This is a genomic window from Chryseobacterium sp. ISL-6, from assembly GCF_018613715.1.
Lineage (GTDB): Bacteria > Bacteroidota > Bacteroidia > Flavobacteriales > Weeksellaceae > Chryseobacterium > Chryseobacterium paludis.
The window spans coordinates 185523-201045 of sequence record NZ_JAGGPT010000002.1 but is presented as its reverse complement, the minus strand read 5'-3'; the positions used below and the strand labels follow the sequence as shown (position 1 = coordinate 201045).

Annotated in this window: 20 protein-coding genes; 16 read left to right on the top strand and 4 right to left on the bottom strand. The window is 32.8% G+C overall.

Annotated features, from left to right (window positions below; translation table 11 throughout):
- The first annotated feature begins 656 nt into the window (after positions 1 to 656).
- From J7E44_RS05870 to J7E44_RS05860, 3 genes are all read left to right on the top strand, one after another.
- Positions 657 to 857 (top strand): bacteriocin-like protein, encoded by a 201-nt coding sequence (locus tag J7E44_RS05870; RefSeq protein ID WP_214826489.1) that lies wholly within the window; start codon positions 657 to 659, stop codon positions 855 to 857.
- A gap of 328 nt (positions 858 to 1185) precedes the next feature.
- Positions 1186 to 2031, top strand: a complete 846-nt coding sequence (locus J7E44_RS05865) for a class I SAM-dependent methyltransferase (protein WP_214826488.1) — start codon at positions 1186 to 1188, stop codon at positions 2029 to 2031.
- Positions 2032 to 2209: 178 nt separating this feature from the next.
- The gene (locus tag J7E44_RS05860; protein WP_214826487.1) at positions 2210 to 3157 is read left to right on the top strand and encodes a terpene synthase family protein; all 948 of its coding nucleotides are present in this window, start codon (positions 2210 to 2212) and stop codon (positions 3155 to 3157) included.
- Positions 3158 to 4089: 932 nt separating this feature from the next.
- Here J7E44_RS05860 and J7E44_RS05855 read toward each other — a convergent pair.
- From J7E44_RS05855 to J7E44_RS05845, 3 genes are all read right to left on the bottom strand, one after another.
- Positions 4090 to 4362 (bottom strand): hypothetical protein, encoded by a 273-nt coding sequence (locus tag J7E44_RS05855; RefSeq protein WP_353050448.1) that lies wholly within the window; start codon positions 4360 to 4362, stop codon positions 4090 to 4092.
- A 203-nt stretch (positions 4363 to 4565) separates the two neighbouring features.
- Complete coding sequence (locus J7E44_RS05850; RefSeq protein ID WP_214826486.1) at positions 4566 to 5660, bottom strand: hypothetical protein; 1095 nt, start codon at positions 5658 to 5660, stop codon at positions 4566 to 4568.
- Between the two features lies 1 nt (position 5661).
- Positions 5662 to 6477, bottom strand: coding sequence for an RNA polymerase sigma factor (locus tag J7E44_RS05845; protein WP_214826485.1), 816 nt, complete (start codon positions 6475 to 6477; stop codon positions 5662 to 5664).
- A gap of 396 nt (positions 6478 to 6873) precedes the next feature.
- Here J7E44_RS05845 and J7E44_RS05840 point away from each other — a divergent pair, with 396 nt between their 5' ends.
- From J7E44_RS05840 to J7E44_RS05780, 13 genes are all read left to right on the top strand, one after another.
- Entirely contained in the window at positions 6874 to 7098 is a 225-nt protein-coding gene (locus J7E44_RS05840) for a helix-turn-helix domain-containing protein (protein WP_214826483.1), read from the top strand.
- 154 nt (positions 7099 to 7252) lie between these two features.
- A complete protein-coding gene (locus tag J7E44_RS05835) occupies positions 7253 to 7435 on the top strand; it encodes a hypothetical protein (protein WP_214826481.1) in 183 nt (60 codons plus the stop codon).
- 1 nt (position 7436) lies between these two features.
- The gene (locus tag J7E44_RS05830) at positions 7437 to 7757 is read left to right on the top strand and encodes a hypothetical protein (protein WP_214826479.1); all 321 of its coding nucleotides are present in this window, start codon (positions 7437 to 7439) and stop codon (positions 7755 to 7757) included.
- A 239-nt stretch (positions 7758 to 7996) separates the two neighbouring features.
- Positions 7997 to 8215 carry a hypothetical protein gene (locus J7E44_RS05825; RefSeq protein ID WP_214826477.1) on the top strand — a complete coding sequence of 73 codons (219 nt, stop codon included), beginning with the start codon at positions 7997 to 7999 and terminating at the stop codon, positions 8213 to 8215.
- 184 nt (positions 8216 to 8399) lie between these two features.
- Positions 8400 to 8951: an REP-associated tyrosine transposase gene (locus J7E44_RS05820; RefSeq protein WP_214826475.1), complete on the top strand. Its 552-nt coding sequence runs from the start codon at positions 8400 to 8402 to the stop codon at positions 8949 to 8951.
- 222 nt (positions 8952 to 9173) lie between these two features.
- Positions 9174 to 9581: a hypothetical protein gene (locus J7E44_RS05815; protein ID WP_214826473.1), complete on the top strand. Its 408-nt coding sequence runs from the start codon at positions 9174 to 9176 to the stop codon at positions 9579 to 9581.
- 481 nt (positions 9582 to 10062) lie between these two features.
- Complete coding sequence (locus J7E44_RS05810) at positions 10063 to 10407, top strand: hypothetical protein (RefSeq protein WP_214826471.1); 345 nt, start codon at positions 10063 to 10065, stop codon at positions 10405 to 10407.
- A 134-nt stretch (positions 10408 to 10541) separates the two neighbouring features.
- On the top strand, positions 10542 to 10904 hold the full coding sequence (locus J7E44_RS05805) for a hypothetical protein (RefSeq protein WP_214826469.1): 363 nt from the start codon (positions 10542 to 10544) through the stop codon (positions 10902 to 10904).
- A gap of 222 nt (positions 10905 to 11126) precedes the next feature.
- On the top strand, positions 11127 to 11438 hold the full coding sequence (locus J7E44_RS05800) for a hypothetical protein (RefSeq protein WP_214826467.1): 312 nt from the start codon (positions 11127 to 11129) through the stop codon (positions 11436 to 11438).
- Positions 11439 to 11524: 86 nt separating this feature from the next.
- Positions 11525 to 11842 carry a hypothetical protein gene (locus J7E44_RS05795; RefSeq protein WP_214826465.1) on the top strand — a complete coding sequence of 106 codons (318 nt, stop codon included), beginning with the start codon at positions 11525 to 11527 and terminating at the stop codon, positions 11840 to 11842.
- 222 nt (positions 11843 to 12064) lie between these two features.
- On the top strand, positions 12065 to 12196 hold the full coding sequence (locus J7E44_RS24075; protein WP_285439706.1) for a hypothetical protein: 132 nt from the start codon (positions 12065 to 12067) through the stop codon (positions 12194 to 12196).
- Between the two features lie 265 nt (positions 12197 to 12461).
- A complete protein-coding gene (locus J7E44_RS05785; RefSeq protein WP_214826463.1) occupies positions 12462 to 12743 on the top strand; it encodes a hypothetical protein in 282 nt (93 codons plus the stop codon).
- Between the two features lie 40 nt (positions 12744 to 12783).
- Complete coding sequence (locus J7E44_RS05780; protein ID WP_214826462.1) at positions 12784 to 13077, top strand: hypothetical protein; 294 nt, start codon at positions 12784 to 12786, stop codon at positions 13075 to 13077.
- Positions 13078 to 13149: 72 nt separating this feature from the next.
- On the opposite strand, the gene J7E44_RS05775 is transcribed toward J7E44_RS05780, so the two are convergent.
- A complete protein-coding gene (locus J7E44_RS05775) occupies positions 13150 to 15429 on the bottom strand; it encodes a cation:proton antiporter (RefSeq protein ID WP_214826461.1) in 2280 nt (759 codons plus the stop codon).
- Positions 15430 to 15523: the final 94 nt, after the last annotated feature.

The following is a 15523-nucleotide window of genomic DNA, read 5'->3' as shown; positions in this document are numbered from 1 at the left end:
TGTATCTGCCTATGATGAAGGGGATAAAGAGACTGCTGTCTCGCTGTTCAGATTGTGGAAAGCAAATAAAGCTGCTTGGAATGGTGAAGTGATTGACTTCAATAACGATGATCAGGAAAAATTTGAAATTTCCTGTCGTTTGAGTGATGAAGATAATCCGTTCGGTTTGGAGTTTTTCACGTACGAGTTTTTTGGCTTGCTCGCATGTGGGTGCCCGTCTGCTTTTGCCCACTGTTACCATTGGGAAACACCTCACCAATGTAATGAGACAAGATTTCATTAAAGTGATGAAAATACCTGCAACATAATTAAAAAATGGCACTTGCTGTGGCTGTTCCGAATTGAGTTTCACGCATAGCGACTGCTTTCATAGGAATGTCAGTGCCCTAAATTGCTGCAAATGATTGATAAGTGCTGGCGGTCCCCCGGGCAAAAAACAAACAAAAAAGGTAAGTAAAATGCTTTCTTATGTAAAAATCAAGAAGAACAAAATAAAACACAAAGTTTCACACGTCTGTGTAGATAAGTACATCACACTTCTCCGTATAGTGAAACTACAACATGTAATAATTTAAAGAAATTATTACTTAAAGTGGAAGGATTATTACTACTATTATTCATATCTTGGTGATAAATAATCGTGAAAATTTATAACCATGAAAAATTTCAAAAAATTAAGCAAAAACGAGTTAAGAACTATCACAGGTAATGGATTAATAGAAAACGTGGGTGGAGTAGTAGGCGGTTTAGGCAGCATAATTGGTGGTACAGTTAGTGGCGTTGGTGGGATAGTTGGTACCACTGTCAGCAATACAGGTGCGATAGTTGGTGGAATAATTGGGGGTATAGCTCTATAATATAATAGTCCCCATACAATAAACATGGCCTAAGTAATATGGTATATTATAGCATTTCATATATGAATTACGTAAGACCTATATGACATGTCATTATTTACAAATCTAAAAGTGCCATGAAATTATAGTTTTACCTTAAAGATCTATGTAAATTATCATCTTGAATTCAAGATCACTAAAGTGTAGTAAAGAAATACATTGATCCTAAGTACATCAAACTGTTTTACCTGAATAATACAGTATACGGAAGATGTTTTTAAAACTACATCATGATTTATTAGGAACATATTCCACCTATCTTAATTGTCATCTTAAAACTTATCTTTCTATGAATACTTATACTAAAACTAATGTTCCGTTAACTTCTGCTTTGGTACTACAACAGTCGAATTCAGTGTATACCTCTGATTTGGAAAAAAAATATCTTGAACATATCGATTTCAGTGGGGTAATGGCAGCCAGTCAGGAGATGACTACAGCCACCACTGCTATTAGAGATATAATTTGCTTACGGAAAAACTATATAAGGAAAGCACTTTCAGAACAACTACTTTCAAATCCCAAACGACAGATATTGATTCTAGGGGCTGGACTTGATCCACTATCTATTTTTCTACTCGAACACCATGCTGATAGAATCAGTGATATTTTCGAAGTGGATGGAAGTGACACTATCCTTACCAAAGCAGTAATTTATTCGGATTTGATTCCCACTACTAATCAACCTCATTTTATTCAATGTAATTTAGCAGATACTAATCTCCTTATGGAGACATTGCTACGAAAGGGATTTCAGCCTGAAAAACCTACTATTGTTGTTCTTGAAGGAGTTGTTCACTATATCCATAATCATGAATTTGTTAAACTGATGCAGCAATTTGAATCTAAAGGTAAGTACAACAAGGTCATCATGGAATATTGCCTTGATCCTGTTGATGTGCCTGCACACGGCCTATCTCTTCATAATACTGTTATAGGCCTATTTGAAAAGTTTATAAAGGATAAGGTGAGGGTGTACTTCAGGGAAGAAATGATGGAGGTATTGACTAATTTAGGCGTTATTGAAACCCAAGTAGTTGCAATGAAAGATGTCGAATTTCAACTGAATGGAAATAATTTATTATTTCATCAGCAAGGGGAAGGGTTGGTGGAAATGCTTGTTTTTAAGCTGTAGTTGTTTCCTTATCTAATAACTGTTAGAAAAAGCAATAGGCTCAAGACCAACTTATTTGGCTGATCAGAATAGTCTATTACCATAGAGGAAATGCTAAAACGGTAGTATAAAGAGCTCTTTAGAGACTAAGTAAGAGTATTATTATAACCCTCGATATATTAAAAAACAAATCTAACCAATGAATAAAACAATAACTAAAAACCTGAAATCGATACTCCTGAATCCATTTCCGCCACGTGAAAGCTCACATAAAGAATTACTTAGAGAAAAAAGCGATAAATGGATCGATGAGCAATACAGTTCTCTTCCTCAACCTTTCATTAAAATGATGAGAAGACTTGACGGTGCGTCCTGGGCTGCACATTCCTGGCCGGATGCTTCCCTTTCCTTACTAACTTCTTTTACCAGAGCTTTGCTTTGGGGCATTGCTCAAGATGATTATTATGCTCCATTCAAGAAAGAGGAATTGTCTAAAGTGACCCATCGTACGATGGAAATTGCACGAGGTGCAATTCCTGAACATGGAGAAAATCCGATCCTTCATCAATTTTCCATTTTTATGAGGGAATTTGAAGCTATTGCGACAAAAGAGTGGGTGGAAAGATATGTATATGATATATCTCAATATCTTGAAGGTATAGAGATAGACTCATCTATCAGCTACCGTAAAGACATTAACTATCCTTCCATTAAGGAGTATATACCGATTCGTAGGAAGAATGTAGCCATGGCTACTGTAAATGATAAGATAGAACTGGTGACAGGTATCTTGCCCAATTACATTGTAGTACATCCCTTTGTTCAGCAAGCCAGGATATTGGCGGGAGATCTATTTGCCTGGAGTAATGATTTAATCTCATTAGAAAAGGAAATGCAGGATGATGAAGGCCTGAATCTGGTACTCGTGATTCAAAACGAACGAAGTTGTTCAATCGAAGATGCCTTTGATGAAGCTGTGCAAATGTACAACTCCCGCATGGAAGAGTTTATGGTCCTGTACAATGATATTCCGGATTTTGGGGTATATACACCGGTTGTAAAAAAGTTCCTTGAAGGTCAGGGTTTATGGATTAGTGGCTATCTAAATTGGTTTGAGGAGACAAACAGGTACCAGACAGCGAATTAAGTTTCAGTGATTTCCTGTCCCATAAGAATGCCTTCAGATTAAACTTTAATGTCGTGATAATCGGTCGTCTTAAAATTATTTCTAACCGCTCGTGCTGTGCAGACGTTGCCAGTGAAAGTGGGCTCCGTTGTTTCGGCAGGATAGAAGTTATTTCGTGAAGAAAAATTCAAGGTGATCTAAAACTGTGGAAATGATCGCTTAGCGTGCGTTGACGATATTTATTTTTTCAAAAATTCATTAATAAAAAACTAACATGCGAAAAGCAAAATTTAATTCTATAATTTTTTATTATTTTTTAATAATTATACTTTTTATACTATTAATCTATAATCTTTATTCTATGTATGAAAATTATAGTTTAATTACACTACTTCCAATAATAATACAAGTTTCTTTGTTGATACTGCTTTTCATAAAGCACATCAAAGTCAAATTAGCAATTAAAGTATGGAGTATTATTTTTTTAATTATTTCATCACTAATGCAACTGGTAGGAAAGTTTTTAAAGGATATGTCAAATGATTTCCAATTTTTTGAAATAAATAATTATGTAATGCCATGCTTAATATTATTAATTGGAAGTTTTATATTTTATTTTACTGAAAGGACAATTGTGGATAAAGAAGAATAATGCTTCTGGTATTAAAGCGAATTATCATAAATAGTTAAACTTATTTCAGAACAGGACAGTATCGTTTCAGATCTGTAAAAAGAAAGTTCAATTCCAATGGATATAAATAAAAATCTCCATACTAAGGATCGTATTTTTCTTTATAAACTTGCTTTTTAAAATCCTTTACAATGATTATAAAGCTTTTTTTTCTTTTGAATAATTATTAGAATAGACAGACGTCTTATATTTAATCAAAAAAGAAGGCTTAACGTTAGTTAAGCCTTCTCTACGAAAAAGTAATACCCCGATTACTTTAATTTTATTTCTTTCCAATTAATTGTTCAAGCGTTGTTATTATATTATCTTTTTCTTTAAGCCTTTCATTTAACTCAACCATTTTATCTCTTGGATTGAATGTGCATTGTATGTTTTCAGCAGTAGCGTGTGCTATTGAGCCATAGTGAAAAGTATTAGCAATAACATTCACAGGCTGCTCTCTATTAAAGTTCTGAAAAGCTTCTACCGGAATTTTCAATAGTTTAGAGATCTTTTTTAACAAAGGATCTTCATTAGTTTCTTTTTGTTCAAGCAAAGAAATTTTCTTCTATTTCAATCTTCCAAGTTGAGAGCTAAAGCTTCTTTCTCTAAAGCGTTTTACGTTTCTTTTCTGATATATTTTCTGTTCCATATAGGTAAAAAAAGGAGCCCACGCCGTTGTATATACTACTAAGTATTTAGTGAGTGTTCATAACCTCACCCTATGGGTGTACAAGCACCCTCGTTATTTTTTTTCATTTATCCAATAATTAATTCGATACCTGCCTTTTCTGCTTTGTATTTTATTTTGGTCTGTAATTCATAATAACTCCAGTTGCGAAGCACAAATTCCTGTTCTTTTGCAATTCCTATCTTGTCTTCCTGATTTTTAAGAATAAGTGTGCCCGCCTGTTGCTGGATGCAGAAATCTATAAGTTTCCGGCTATACAAATGAAGCCTATGACTTACATATCTGCTTTCCAGATTCTCTGTTTTAAATAATGCTTTCTGTTTGCGTTTGACTCCATTTCCTGAACGGGCAAAGGCGATGCCGGATTGAATCCTTTTTTGACTTGCCTGAATTGCAAGCCTGCGGTATAAAAACTCCTCCTTCGAGCCTATATTCATTCTCACATTGTTGGCTTTTACTACGATAGGATGTTCCAGAGACAGGGAAGCTTCTGCAATGATTTCGGGTTTTAAAATGTGTTCTTCTTTTTCAAATTCAAATACTGCAAGCCAATAGATTTTCCCGGCTTTCAGCTGGATCTGCGATGTGCAAAGTTTTATCTCTTCTCTTAAGAGGCGTTCCATTATTAAGCGCTTATCAGAGAAGTCTTTCCCTAAATACGTTTTAACTGGAATAGCAAACATGTTGAAACAAAACCCTTTCTTTTCGGTATCATATCTCATTTTACTGATGCATTTGACTGGAAGTGGAATTGGGATGTCTTTTTTAAAGTTTCTCAATGATCTTAGCCCCTGCCAGTAGTCGGCTTTGTTTTTAGAAAAGGTTGATTGAATCGTGTTATTTAGGCTTCCCAGAATATCGGTAGGGATCTCGCCTTTGAAACGGTCATAGACCATGCGTGCAGTTGTGCTTGTTTTCGAACGTGTGAACATTCCCATTTCATCTTTGTTTACATCTGCCAGCTTGTATTGGATTTCTTCTGTGAAGTAAAAGAAATCCTTGATCATTTCCTGAACATACAGATGGGAAGCAATTAAATTAGCCGCCCGGAAACAGCGGTTCTGATACCGGTAGAGTTTTTCCCACATCTCGTTTTTTTCATTTGCAGGGAGATCGATCAGCAACTGAATTTTTCGGGTAAGTGTAATCGTGGATTTTTCCATTTCAAAGAGGTATTTCAGAAGTGTTTTGATTTTGTAGATATTGATATGCATACAGAAATTCCCGATGAACCTCCTTTTCAGGTAATTTGAGTTCTTGGGCAATAACCTTGAAAGAGGATTTCTGATCAAACCTTCTTTTCAGGATCTCAAGTTGTTGACTACTGAGTTTTTCTCTCTGTTCTTTATTATCGGAAGCTTTTTCATATGGCTGTTCAAAAGAGGTTCTATTAAGAATTTTCCGAAGGTCATTTATGGCTCTGCTCACCTCATTGCTTATGCCTGTCACGCTGCTTCCCATTGCTTCTGCGATTGGTTTGTACTGAAAGCCATATTCAAGGCAAAGTTCAATCAGGTGTTTTCTTTTGGGGTGCAGAACAGGTAAAACTTTTGTGACTTCATCGAATTTTTTTTGATCGGATTCGTGACTGAGGAGATTCTCTTTATCATTCAGGGGATCATAATCCACAAGATAATCCTGGTAATTCTCAAAACTTTCAAGAGAAGCAACTAGACGGTTGAATTTATTCTTTGGCGCAGTGACATACGATATACAATCTCTTTTCATAACGAACCGTAAAAAGCCAGTAATATGATTAGGCGTTTCAATGGTGTCACGGTGTAGCCATAATTTAAGGAATGTATCCTGAACAATAGTGTCCACTACAAAATCATCCTTAAGCACCTGCCATCCAACCCAGAAAAGAAGTCTTTTATAACGCAGATGAATGTGTTCCAGAGCGGTCGGATTGCCTTTTTTCAGCAGTTCGTACAACTGAAGATTGCTCAACTTCCGGGGTAAAGAGTCTGTTCTTTTCATAAGCAGCGTATTTTAGCTAAATTATTGCTGGAAGGAACTGCTTAGATCCATAAGAAGAATTCTACTTATTATTCATACCCCTATTCTTTAAATTTTGCACAAAAGAAAAAGCGTGGAACTCAACTTATTGACTAGAGGTACTGGTATACCCGTGTACGATAAGAGAGCCCACGCCGCGGTCGTGAGCTAATTTACTTATCTTCTCGTACACATAAAATTACCAGTTTTCTAGTCGAGAATCTAAGCAATAGCTTCGATTATTATTTTTGAAGTATTGCAAAGTTACCTTTATTGTAACTTATTTAGCAAATATAAAACATTTTTCTTTATGTAGGTTAATTCGACTACAAAAATTTATTGAAATCTCATCATTTTGTCTCGTCAAAGTCAACCGTAATGAATAAATTAGAATTTAGAATAGCATTTGGTAAAAGAGTTGAGATATTTAGAAAAAAGCTGAATTTGAGTTATAGAGAGTTGGCTCAAAAATGTGATGTAGATCATAGTAATATTAGTAAAATAGAAAAAGGGGAAACAGATCTTAGAATCTCTACTATTCAAGAGTTAGCCAAAGGACTAGATGTGCATCCACAGGAACTATTTGATTTTAAATTAAAGTAAGAAAAATTACTCTTGAGCAATTTTTTAAACTCATAGATGAATAAAATACCGATTCTCGTCGGTATTTTATTTATTTTGTAAACATGTTAAGAGTATTTGGAATATGGATATTTTAATCAGTTTGATTAAATGATTTAAGATATTTTTAAAGTATTTGATAATACTAATATATAAATACGGTAATTATTTTAGAATTGAAGATACAAATGTAACAGGAAGACGAAGTTATTTAGATATGGACGGTAATATTCCAAACAATAAAACTGTAGATGGAAAACAAATGGGAAGAAGTCAGGGTGAATATAATCAAGTAACTCATTTTAATAATATTGATTAATATGTCAAAAACGATAATTGTTCCGAAGAATAAAGAAGCGGAGAATGCACTAGATTATGATACAGCTAGTAAAGAACAGCTAGTAGAATTAAATTTATCAGAACAGGAATTTGAAAAATTATGGAATGAAGGTGTATTCTTCTTAATTAATAAAGTTTCAAAATGTAATATAGATGATTATGAAGATGAACACATCACAGATTTAAGCCTTATATCTAATACATTGATTGAATTAAATAAAATCCTCGACGGTTCAGAGAAAATTATTAAAATGTTTGAATTTGCTCTAATATATAAGACCAGTATACATTTTTATTTTTAGAATAATTCTTTGTAATTATGAAATTGTGGTTGCAATTTAGTGACAAAAAAAATAATTACTATGGGTAAGTTCCGCTTCGCAAAGTCTATGACTTTACATTAATAGATAAACAACAACCCCGCTCCATGAGCGGGTTTGTTATTTATCTAAAAGCTTGTTTAGTTTAAAATTTTGGATATAGGTATCGATATAATTATGCGTTTAATAATCCTATACGGTTTATCGATCCAGATGCACGAGTGGCGACAGATATTTACAAGTGGGACAATGCTGGAAAGTTGACTAATGTTGCTTCTTCTGATAGAGATGTAATATATGCAGAAAATCAATTTGAGAAAGATGGAAAGACTTTAAAAACAGATGCAAAGGGTGTTGGAGTTGGAGAAAAAGGTTATGTGGAAACAAATAAACAAGAAATCCCCCTTGCTGGCGCGAGCGTCACGCTCGTGTCCGAATAAAGATTAATCTATAAATAAATGCGGAAAGGTATACTTTCTCGGATTTTTATTAACTATGTTTTTAGAATTAGACAAATACAATTTCTTTAGAATTAAGGAACATTAAAAAAATGTAATGACCATTTTTGCTTTGATGATTATTCTTCTCATTTTTAATAAGTGTCATTTTTATTACATTTAATTCATGAGTCGCAAATATAAGTTTGGAGAGAAAGATGGAGCATATTTTATAAGTTTTGCTACCGTATTTTGGATAGATGCTTTTACAAGAATGGAATACTTTGATGTTATTATCAATTCATTAGATTTTTGTAGGAAAAACAAAGGGATGATTATTTTTGGATATTGTATTATGCCAAGTCATGTACACTTAATTTTTAGAGCCAATGATGATAATCCATCGGAACTGATCAGAGATTTCAAGGGATTTACTTCCCGAAAAATGTTGGAAGCTATTCAGGAAAACAACCGTGAAAGCAGAAAGGAGTGGCTTCTTTGGATGTTTAGATTAGCAGGTAAAAGAAATTCAAATATTGAAAGATTTCAGTTGTGGCAACAGCATAACAAACCTATTGAAATATGGTCTTTAAAGGTCTTTGAACAAAAATTAAATTACACCCATCAGAATCCTATTGAACGTGGTTTTGTAACAGAGCCTTATGCATGGAAATATAGTAGTGCAAGAAATTCCTATAATGATGATCAGGAAATTTTGAAAATAGATTTAAATTTGTAATATGAGAATGAGCAACGAGCGTGACGCTCGCGCCAGCGTGGAGAACGAGGACCATCAATTATCACTAATGAATTAATTGAAAGAGAAACCGTAAAAACGGATGGATTCTTGGGAACTTTTCCGGTGTTTAATCGAACAGTAACAATGCCATTTTCTAAAAATGGAAAAGTTGTGAATGCATCTTATGAACTAAAAAGAGGAAATGTAATAAAAAAATAGATGATGGATAAATATAGATTACTATTAATACTTGGTTTTTATATTTTTATTAATTCTTGTAAATCAGCTGATTATAGGACGTTGAGAGCACAAGATGAATACAAAAAAAAATTAAAGATCATTAAGATGTTTTTAGATGAAAAAGTAATAAAAAATGTTAGCGATTTAGATACAGCTTCCTCTGTCCTATCAGATTTATCTACTATAGAGTCTCATAAAGATAAAGGATTTGAATTTTCAATAATGCCTACAAAAGGTAATTATATTGACTGGAAACAGTGGTACAAAGAAAACAAAAATATAATTTTTTGGGGTGAAGAAAAAAGTAAAATTGAAGTATTAGACTTTAATAATCTACCTAAAGGTTTTAAAATATCTCCTCCAGTAATAAGAAAAATTAGCTACTTGTAATAAATAAAAAAACTCCCCAGCTGGCGTGAGCGTCACGCTCGTGTCCGAATAAAGATTAACAATCTATAAATAAATCCGAGAAGGTATGCTTTCTCGGATTTTTAATAGTTATATTTTTAGAATTATACAAATACTATTCTCATTATAATTAAGGAGCACTAGAAAATATAATGACCTTTGTTTCTTTTGACGATTATTCTTCTCATCCTTAATAAATGTCATTTTTATTACATTTAATTCATGAGTTGCAAATAGGTTTTATAGATCAACAGGAAAGTTTACAACTACCAATCTCGGCAACCAAATGAATAGAAAATTGGGGAAGATGAAAGGATAAATTATAGTATATTCACTTATCTGTATGAAGTGTGACATCTGTAAAAGAAATTAAACCACCAACAACGCCAACACCATGATAAAAATAAGATATTTTTTACTAGTACTTATAATTACTACATCATGTGCAAATCAAAAAGTTGTTATGCATTATTATAATGGATTGAATATAAATAACAACAGTACTTGGGGATCTTCGCTTCAAATTTTCTTTATGGAGAATAGTGATATGATTAGAGTCCCAATAAGAGATAAAGGTTTGAAAAATGAAATTTCAATAATTAAAGGAAAAATTATCTCCAAAAATAGTATTATTGTTCCTGATGATGGTAATTATACATTTGCATTTATAAGTAAAAAAGATACATTATTTGCAGATGATCGACTCGAATTTTGGAGATATAAAGATAAAGGTATTTCATATAAGTTGAATGATTCTTCAAAAAACATCATATTGAAGAATTATAAGCTGAATCCTAACCAACAATAATTCTTCATGCTGGCACATTCTATGACAAAAAACAAGTAAAAGACTAAAGGCTAAGCTGCAAACTTATAAGTATTGATGAACGGAGTATTGCATGATATAAGACTAAAAAATAGTGTAATAAAAAAATATTTCAAATGCAATTCCTATTAATATTATTGTTTATTATAAGTTGCAATTCTCAAAAAATATTAAATGTTGGTCAGAAATCAGAAACAATTAATGTTGAATTGACTAATATTTACGAAAATGATAAAAATTATATTTTTCTTACCAAAAAAAATGATATCATAGAATCTTCAAAATTAGGAACTTATAACTTAAAATGTAACAAAATTATTATTGGACAAAAATATAAATTTGAAGTTATTCCAATTAGTGGTATGATCCAAGGGAATAATCATTTTGATCGAAGTTATGATGTTAATGATACATTAAGATTAAATTATAGAGAATATTACTTTACTAGGACTATAAAAAAATATTGCTATAAAAAATAACTCAAGCTAATCCCTGCTGGCGCATTTATGGTAAAAAAGCAAATAGAATATCAACATTTATAAATAGATCGAAGAATATATATTTTCTCCGATCTTTTATATTTTCGTTTAAATTTGTAATATGAGAATGGGCAACGAGCGTGACGCCAGCGCCAGTGTGGGAGTGGGATAGGGCAAGAGTATCATTTTAGTGTAATAGGGAAACAAATTGATGAAATACATGTGAAATATATTGGAAAGATTATTACTTCAAAAAAAGATACACTTAAAATTATAAATTCTCAAAATCTATTTGGCCTTTTAGAAGAATCTAAAAGAGGAAATGGTAGCGTTTATATTTATAATGATAAAAACCAACCTATAGGAGCATATTTTTTAGGAGATTACTTGGCTGTCCCATCAAAAATTGAAAATCAAAATTTAGTCTTTAGTTACAATAACGATTTCTGTAATCAAACTACAAGAATTAGCTTGAAGGATAGTATTCCTAAAGAAATATTTATTCAATGCTCAAAAAAAGGAGGAGATATATAGTTTACAAACAATAAATAACTAGTAGATAATAGTAAATAATTTAGATTTCAAATACAATCAAGAGCATCATTATGGAAACCAATAAAATGATAAACCAATTAAATTTTTTATTTGAAAGGTTAGACTTTAAAACAGTATCAACTTCAGATAATAATGATTTTAGAACATTAGCGCATAGTTTCTTCACAGAGATAAACAAACTTAGAGATGAAGGCTTGATTTTAAATGATGATTTTAAAAAATTTATCAAAGATAAACATATTGAATATGATGATGATAATTATGGAAGTGATCCACTTTTTGAAGAAAGAATGCAGCATATTCTCTCTGAATTAACAGGATTCTGCTCACCTCCGTGGTTTTGGAGTACGCCATTTGATGAGTATCTGGCTCATAAATGGTAATAGCAAGGCGACTTTGCTATTGATAGAAGTTCGTCTTTCAGTAGGGAGAAAAAGAAAGATAAAACGACAAACCACAATTTTCTTTATATTTGTACAAAGCACATTTAAGATCACTATGGAAAAGCTAAAAAGTCTAAGAAAGCAAAGAGGATATACTCAGGAATACATGTCTAAAATCTGTCAACCGATGTTTCAAATTACTGCAGAAAGGAAAATGGAGATGTGAAAATATATGATGATGAATGGGAAAAACTGGCTAAAGTTTTAGAAGTTCCAGTGGAAGATATCGAAGAAGAAAGAACTGCAAATGTTGTAAACTTTAATGAACTTCTACCAATTCAGGTGCTTTTCTAAATAATTATTATAATGTTCCTAATCAAGTAATGGATAATTTGCAGGATTATATTAAAATCTTAAAAGAGCAGGTTGAATTCCTGAAACAGGAATTGGAGAAATCGAGATCTGAAAAATAATTTGTTATTAAAATAACTGATCATAAAACAAATGCTGCTTCATCATGGAGTGGTATTTTTTGTTGGAAGAATTTTCTTTTTTTGGAGAAGTAAAAACAATGATTAATCAGCAACACAAGTAGCTGATAACTTATAAAGATTAAAAAATGGACATTCAAAATGTTTTCGATCTATCATTCTTACATATAAATAAATGCCTGCAAAATGAAGATTTACAAATTGAAATAAAAAAAATGTATGGTGGGGCTAATAATTTGAGTTTTATTAAAAAGGGGATTTATCATATTATTTACGATAAAAACGAATGGTTGAATGATTGTTATAGAATTGAAATTAGTATAGAATACAATAGTAATGAAGTAGGATATTATAATTTGTTTATAGATAAAGATCAAAATTTCATTGATGAATTTCTAGTTATTGATTAGAATATGGCTGTTAATGTTATTTCTTATAAAAAACACTAAAATGAATTTTAAAAAAGAATTTCCCAACTTAGACCAGTTTTTCGCAGGATATTTTCCTGATGCGGATTTCGATAATTTAACAGATGAAGAAGTTGTTGAAAATTATATCGCAGATTGTAATTCATCGGAAGTGTCAAAAAAAACCTTAGACAAAGTAAGAGAGGAATTACCTCTTCTAATTGATAACATTGAGTCTTACTGGCAAATAGTCGGAGATGAGGCGAATCGTTATTTTGAAAACTCTCATGATGCTTTAGAATGGTTGATGATGATAAAAAAGGAACTAAATAATTAATATAAAAAAGACCAGCTTTCAAAAGCTGGTCTTTTAATAACTGTATTCTCATACAGGTAACGATCAAACAAATTATGGATTAGATATAATAAGAGCTGAAGGAATATCGGATAACCAGATACTTTTGGTGTCGATCAATCCTTTCCAGCTTTTACTGCTGATGAGCATAAGATCCTGGGAATTTAAAAATTCTTTTTCGATCTTTTTCTCGTTATATAAAGTGATGTGATTGGGTGCAACCTGTTCGATGCTTCTGATGAGTTCTTTCACTTCAATATTATTGCGGATCTGTCCTGCGACATCCAGAATAATGATCTGTGAATTGTTATTGTTGATCAGTCTTTTAGCATATTCCAATAAATAGAAATCGCTAAGATTGAAGATCGGAACAAATACTTTATCAGCGCTTTTGAAATCTTTTTCTACAAGGACACCGACTGGAATGTTGGTCTTATCTAAAATCTGTAAAGTAAAATCGTCAAAAGGAGAGTTGTTGAAAATATAACCTTTTCCTTTTACGGTATTCAATAACTTTTCAGGGTTAATGATTTTCGTTGTGAAACCTAATAACCTGCCCAATAAACTTCCTTCATACATCGATTTCCCAAGCATGATCAGAAGAAGGTCATAATTGCCTTTGTTGGAGATGCTGGTAAGGTCATTTTCAATATCTGTAGAAGCTTTGAAAAGGGTAGTTACTTCCAATTTCAGGTCATGGGAGGTTTCTATGACATTCTTAAACTGTTCATTCTCATATTCATTGATCTCATAAGCGTGCATTTCTTCCACCGGAGCGATATTCATTGCGGTAATACTTTTGTTACCGTTCATTTTATTGGTGAAATCGTGGGCAAGCTTCAGTAAAGTACTTCCTGATTCAGGATTGTCGAAAGAGAGTAAAACACGATACTTGGAATCATTATGCTCCTGAGGTATTACTTCATCTTTTTTAGATTTAAAAACATAATTGATGAAATCCAATGCCGGACCAGTCATAAAAGTGGTAAATAATGCCATAATGACTAGCATAGCGAAGATCTCAGGACCTAATACCCCAAGGTCATATCCAATGTTCAGGACGATTAATTCCATCAATCCTCTGGTGTTCATTAATGCCCCGATCGTTAAACTTTCCTTCCAGTTGATGCCGAGGAATTTAGCAGCCAATGCACTTCCTGCAAACTTACCGGCAACGGCAATCAGAATAATAAATCCTGCAGTCATCCAAAGGTGACCATCGTTTAATAATCCTATTTGCGTACGAAGTCCCGTAAATACAAAGAATAAAGGCAGTAAAAGAACCAAAGCAACATCTTCTACTTTATCGATAAACATCGTACGGAATTTAGCATTTTCAGGCATGATCGCTCCCGCCATAAATGCTCCGAATAAAGCATGGATTCCAATAACTTCCGTCACATAGGCAGAAAGGATAAGGGTTAAAAAGAAGATGGCAACCATCGGCTTATTGATGGTGTTTTTACCAGCCTGTAAATCTCCTATCCTTTTAAGGAAAGGTCTTACGATTTTGATCATGAAAAATACATATCCGATCGCCATTAAGATCACATAGATGGAACTGGCAAAAGAACCAGCTTTTACAATAGCGATCACTGCGGCAAGGATACACCATGCGGTAATATCATCGGCTGCAGCACAGGTAATAACGATGGTTCCCAGTTTTGTTTTCTGAAGGTTTCTCTCCTGAACGATCCTTGCCAATACCGGAAAGGCCGTTATACTCATAGAAATAGCAATGAATAAGGCAAAAGAGGTAAACTGAATACCATCCGGAGCGAACTCCTGATAGATATAATAGGAAAGACCGATACCCAATGCAAACGGAATAATGATACTTGCATGACTGATCACAACAGCATCGTGAGCCTTTTTTCTCAGAACGCTAAGGTCAAGTTCCATTCCAACGATATACATAAACAGGATCAATCCGATCTGACTTAAAAACTGTAAGTTCCCCAATGATTCTTTTGGGAAAAGGAAACCTGAAAAATCAGGAAAATACATTCCCAGTAATGAGGGGCCTAAAACAATACCTGCAATCATTTCTCCGATTACGGTAGGTTGTTTTATTTTCATACAGATCCATCCGAATAATCTGGCTACCAGGATAATGGTAACGATCTGAGCCAGCAGAAGGGCTAATGGATGATGAAGATTTGTTTTAAAGGCTTCTACAAAGTTATCCCAGGTAGATCCTGTATTGGTTTTTACAACAAGGTTTTCTTTTACCTCCAATGTCTGTCCTTCAATAATGAAGTAGTACATCAGGCAAGAGAAAACAGCAATCGTGGTTGCATAAAAAATTATATTTCTGTATTTCCCCCAATTCATAGTACCGTTATTTTAGTGTAAATTTCTAAAGAATATATGGATAGTAGATATTTTTTTTCGCAAAATGTAATAAATGCCATAAATAATGTAATGA

What these genes read in the sequence shown, in the direction of transcription:
- J7E44_RS05810 (WP_214826471.1), top strand. Translation starts at nt 10,063, where the DNA reads ATGCATTATTATAATGGATTGAATATAAATAACAACAGTACTTGGGGA.
- J7E44_RS05845 (WP_214826485.1), bottom strand. Translation starts at nt 6,477, where the DNA reads ATGAAAAGAACAGACTCTTTACCCCGGAAGTTGAGCAATCTTCAGTTG.
- J7E44_RS05870 (WP_214826489.1), top strand. Translation starts at nt 657, where the DNA reads ATGAAAAATTTCAAAAAATTAAGCAAAAACGAGTTAAGAACTATCACA.
- J7E44_RS05865 (WP_214826488.1), top strand. Translation starts at nt 1,186, where the DNA reads ATGAATACTTATACTAAAACTAATGTTCCGTTAACTTCTGCTTTGGTA.
- J7E44_RS05775 (WP_214826461.1), bottom strand. Translation starts at nt 15,429, where the DNA reads ATGAATTGGGGGAAATACAGAAATATAATTTTTTATGCAACCACGATT.
- J7E44_RS05780 (WP_214826462.1), top strand. Translation starts at nt 12,784, where the DNA reads ATGAATTTTAAAAAAGAATTTCCCAACTTAGACCAGTTTTTCGCAGGA.
- J7E44_RS05850 (WP_214826486.1), bottom strand. Translation starts at nt 5,660, where the DNA reads ATGGAAAAATCCACGATTACACTTACCCGAAAAATTCAGTTGCTGATC.
- J7E44_RS05795 (WP_214826465.1), top strand. Translation starts at nt 11,525, where the DNA reads ATGATAAACCAATTAAATTTTTTATTTGAAAGGTTAGACTTTAAAACA.
- J7E44_RS05860 (WP_214826487.1), top strand. Translation starts at nt 2,210, where the DNA reads ATGAATAAAACAATAACTAAAAACCTGAAATCGATACTCCTGAATCCA.
- J7E44_RS05820 (WP_214826475.1), top strand. Translation starts at nt 8,400, where the DNA reads ATGAGTCGCAAATATAAGTTTGGAGAGAAAGATGGAGCATATTTTATA.
- J7E44_RS05815 (WP_214826473.1), top strand. Translation starts at nt 9,174, where the DNA reads ATGGATAAATATAGATTACTATTAATACTTGGTTTTTATATTTTTATT.
- J7E44_RS05785 (WP_214826463.1), top strand. Translation starts at nt 12,462, where the DNA reads ATGGACATTCAAAATGTTTTCGATCTATCATTCTTACATATAAATAAA.
- J7E44_RS05805 (WP_214826469.1), top strand. Translation starts at nt 10,542, where the DNA reads ATGCAATTCCTATTAATATTATTGTTTATTATAAGTTGCAATTCTCAA.
- J7E44_RS05840 (WP_214826483.1), top strand. Translation starts at nt 6,874, where the DNA reads ATGAATAAATTAGAATTTAGAATAGCATTTGGTAAAAGAGTTGAGATA.
- J7E44_RS05830 (WP_214826479.1), top strand. Translation starts at nt 7,437, where the DNA reads ATGTCAAAAACGATAATTGTTCCGAAGAATAAAGAAGCGGAGAATGCA.